Raw genomic sequence first — 3,871 nt, 5'->3', positions numbered from 1 at the left:
ACCGTTCCCGGTCCCGATCCTGAGCCCGGTGCTGGATTCGGCATCGCGCCCGGGCCCGATGCCGGACGGGCTGGCGAGGCGGCTGCCGAGGACGAACCGCGCGCCGCGCCGTGCCGCCTCCTCCCGCGCCGTGAGCGCCGCCACGCTGCTGCACGTGCTGGCTCCGGTGGCGCGCCGCCACGACGGGCGTACCGTGCTGGTCGGCGACGCGGCCCACCCGGTCGGCGCCGGGCAGGGCGCGTCGATGGCACTCGAGGACGCCATCGCGCTGGCCCGGGAACTGGCCGCCGCCGCGTCCGTCCCCGCGGCCCTGGCCTCGTTCGACCGGCTGCGCCACGACCGTACGGGCAAGCTCGCCAAGTCCGCGGCCGCCAACCGGGACGCCAAGACCGCCGGCCCGGTCGCGGCCCGGCTGCGGGAGATCATGATGCCGTTCTTCTTCAACCGCTTCTACGAGAAGGCCACCGGCTGGCTGTACGACCACAACCCGGGGACGCTGCCCGAGCCCCACCACTCACCGCAACCTTCGACAACCCGGCGCTGACATCCGCCGGCGCGGCCTCGCCCATCGCCGCCCTGGCATCCAGGCCTCCTGGCGAACACCGTCACCCATCCGCGCCACCGCCATTCGAACGGCGCGCCGCCGCCGACCAGCTCCGTGAACGCCGTCCGCAGCGGGCGCCTGCCGCGCACGCGGCCACATCGGCCTGTACAACAGGCCCGGCCCTCACCACGCCCGCCCGAGGGGACCGGGGGCGGGGCCGTGATCGGCGTCCTGCCCACGACGCTCATCAGCGGGAACTTCCCCGCCGTCTACAAGGACTGTGAAGACGGACGCCACCCACCGGCGGCCCGGACACCGTGCACGTGTGGCCGATCAAGCGCCTGCGACCCACGTGACGTTCAGGCGAACCAGTCCAGATGCTCGCCGTGCGGGCCGGTGTAGGCGATCGGACGTCCGTCCAGGGCGAGCGCGAACACCGTCCGCCCGGCGGGAGCCGCCCACGGCAGCGCCTCGCGCACGCCGGGCACCACCCCGGGGGACTCGTTGGAGATCCAGTGCCCCGGCAGGTCACGCACGGCCGCGGCGAACGACGCCCGCTGCGCGGCGGGCAGGTAGGCCAGCACCGCGCTGTGGAAGATGACCGGCGTGGCCCCGGCGGGGGCCTGGGCGACCAGGTCGCTGAGGACCTCGCCCAGATCGTCCCGCAGATCGCCGCGCACCAGTCGTGGCGGGTCCTCGCGGGCGAGGCCGACCGCCGCCCGCAGCCGGGCCAGCCGTTCGTCCTGGCCAGGCCAGATGAGGCACTCCAGCCAGCGCATGTCGGCCTCGTCACGGACGTCCAGCGGGTTGAGATCCACGCCCGCCCGCCAGGCGACGACGGGCGGACGGGCCGGGAACGGCACCGGGCCGCTCGTCCGGCACGCCAGGCTCACCGGGCCGGCGCCGATCGCGGGACGGTCGGCGTACAGGTAGCGGTAGCGGTCGGGGAACAGGCACAGCCCGGCCGAGGCGCCGACCTCGATCAGGGCCAGCGGCTGCGGCAGTGACGCCAGAAGCGGCATGAGCGTGGCGCAGCGGCCGGCCTCGTTGGTCTGCGTCAGGCGCGCGAGCATGACGGCGCTCAGCCGCTCCCACTCGGCTATCGCCCAGCTGGGGAAGGCCCGGGCGTCGCCGATCGGGCCGCCGAGCAGGCGTGCGGCGGCCAGCAGCAGGTTGGGCTGGCGCTTGGGCTCGGGCAGGCGATCGATCAGTTCCAGCAGCCGCCGCTCACTGGCGACGCGGCGCGCCAGCCGCTCGTAGACGGGCGAGTGGCCGCGCGCCTCGGTGTCGGCGAAGCCGCGGAAACGCTGTGCGGTGTCCATCCCTTGATCGTCAGCCTGGCGGGGCGCGAAACCCAGAGCCGATGCGGTGAAGTCCGCAATCTCACACCGGGCACGCGAGCCGGCGACGTGCGCGCAGGCGGGCGGCGATGGTGATCCCGACGCCGCCGCCCCGATTCCGCGCAACCACTTTCGTACGGCCAGTCGGATGGCGCGGCCAGTTTCGTGCGGCCGGGACGGCGGCACAGGTAAGGACTGCACAGAAACCAGCGGCGCAGGAACCGCGGGGCCGGAACCGCGGGACCGGTCAGGCTCAGGTGGGGGCGGGCATCGGGGTCGCGTGCACGGCCAGCCGGTCGAGGGAGACCTCCAGCACCCCGGCCAGCGCCGCGATCGTGAAGAACGCCGGCGTAGCGATCCGGCCCGTCTCGATCTTGCGCAGCGTCTCGGCCGACATGCCGGCCGCCGCGGCGACCTCGACGATGCTGCGCTCGCCACGCGCCTGACGCAGCAACGCGCCGAGCTGCTCGCCGCGCAGCCGCTCCTCAGGTGTCAGGGGAGGTCGGACCATGGGCCCCACTCTATACCCAGCGATACAAATACCGGTATTTCTATCGTCACCAGCAGAGCCGCGCGACCACCCAGACGTCCCCGGGAAACTGTCGCAGCGCTCTTCTACCGTGGAGGCCATGGACGACCACATCCTGATCACCGGCGCCCGCGTGAACAACCTCAAGAACCTCACCGTGCGCATCCCCAAGAACCGGCTCGTCGTCTTCACCGGCGTCTCAGGATCAGGCAAATCGTCCATCGTCTTCGACACCGTCGCCGTCGAATCCCAGCGCCAGCTCAACGAGACCTACACCTGGTTCATCCGCAACCGCCTGCCCAAATACGAGAAACCCGAAGCCGACTCCATCGACAACCTCGGCCCCGCCCTCGTCGTCGACCAGAAACCCGTCGGCGGCAGCTCCCGCTCCACCGTCGGCACCATGACCGACATCATGCCCATCATCCGCGTGCTGTTCTCCCGCTACGGCACCCCCAGCGCCGGCTACTCCTTCGCCTACTCCTTCAACGACCCCCAAGGCATGTGCGGCACCTGCGACGGCCTCGGCCGCGCCATCCGCCTCGACCTCGACGCCTTCCTCGACCCCGCCAAATCCCTCGACGACGGCGCCATCCGCTTCCCCCTGTTCGGCGTCGGCACCTGGCAATGGCAGATCTACGCCCGCTCCGGCACCTTCGACCCCGCCAAACCCCTGCGCGACTACACCCCGCGCGAACGCGAACTGTTCCTGCACGGCGGCGGCTTCAAAGTCGACGTCACCGGCAAGAACGGCACACTCAACAAAGTCGACTACGAAGGCGTCGCCGACCGCTTCACCCGCCTCTACCTCAAACGCGACCTCAGCGGCCTGTCCGAACGCAACCGCCGCGCCGTCCAGGCCGTCATCACCGAAGGCACCTGCCCCCTCTGCCACGGCGCCCGACTCAACCAGGCCGCCCTCGCCACCCGCATCGGCCCCCACACCATCGCCGACTACAGCGCCATGGAGGTCAGCGACCTCATCAACGTCCTGTCCACCCTCGACGACCCCGCCGCCGCCACCGTCGCCGCGGCCGCCGTCACCGCGCTCAGCCGCATCGAACGCATCGGCCTCGGCTACCTCACCCTCGACCGCGAAACCGCCACCCTGTCCGGCGGCGAGGGCCAGCGGCTCAAAACCGTCCGCCACCTCGGCTCCAGCCTCACCGGCATGACCTACATCTTCGACGAACCCAGCGCCGGCCTGCACCCCAGCGACGTCGGACGACTCAACGACCTCCTCCTGGCCCTGCGCGACAAAGGCAACACCGTCCTGGTCGTCGAACACGACCCCGACGTCATCACCATCGCCGACCACGTCATCGACCTCGGCCCCGGCGCGGGAACCCACGGCGGCGAGATCGTCTTCCAAGGCGGCGTCGCCGGCCTGACCCGCTCCGGCACCACCACCGGCCGCCACCTGCACCGCCGCACCCCACTCAAACCCCACCCCCGCAC

At 71.9% G+C, this 3,871-nt stretch carries 3 protein-coding genes and 1 pseudogene; 2 read left to right on the top strand and 2 right to left on the bottom strand.

The window, feature by feature from the left end:
- Positions 1 to 544: FAD-dependent monooxygenase (locus HII36_RS53830; RefSeq protein WP_173531143.1), on the top strand; the 544-nt coding region annotated here is incomplete at its 5' end.
- Between the two features lie 359 nt (positions 545 to 903).
- Here HII36_RS53830 and HII36_RS53825 read toward each other — a convergent pair.
- Both HII36_RS53825 and HII36_RS53820 read right to left on the bottom strand, forming a co-directional pair.
- Positions 904 to 1,866 carry a DUF2332 domain-containing protein gene (locus HII36_RS53825; RefSeq protein WP_173531142.1) on the bottom strand — a complete coding sequence of 321 codons (963 nt, stop codon included), beginning with the start codon at positions 1,864 to 1,866 and terminating at the stop codon, positions 904 to 906.
- A gap of 271 nt (positions 1,867 to 2,137) precedes the next feature.
- Positions 2,138 to 2,395, bottom strand: a complete 258-nt coding sequence (locus tag HII36_RS53820) for a helix-turn-helix domain-containing protein (RefSeq protein WP_173531141.1) — start codon at positions 2,393 to 2,395, stop codon at positions 2,138 to 2,140.
- A 118-nt stretch (positions 2,396 to 2,513) separates the two neighbouring features.
- Between HII36_RS53820 and HII36_RS53815 the strand changes: the two are divergent.
- Positions 2,514 to 3,871: pseudogene (locus HII36_RS53815) on the top strand (excinuclease ABC subunit UvrA); the annotation flags it as partial.

The organism is Nonomuraea antri, assembly GCF_013283785.1.
Classification (GTDB): domain Bacteria; phylum Actinomycetota; class Actinomycetes; order Streptosporangiales; family Streptosporangiaceae; genus Nonomuraea; species Nonomuraea antri.
The sequence above is the reverse complement of the archived record's forward strand: the minus strand, read 5'-3'. Positions and strand labels throughout refer to the sequence as shown.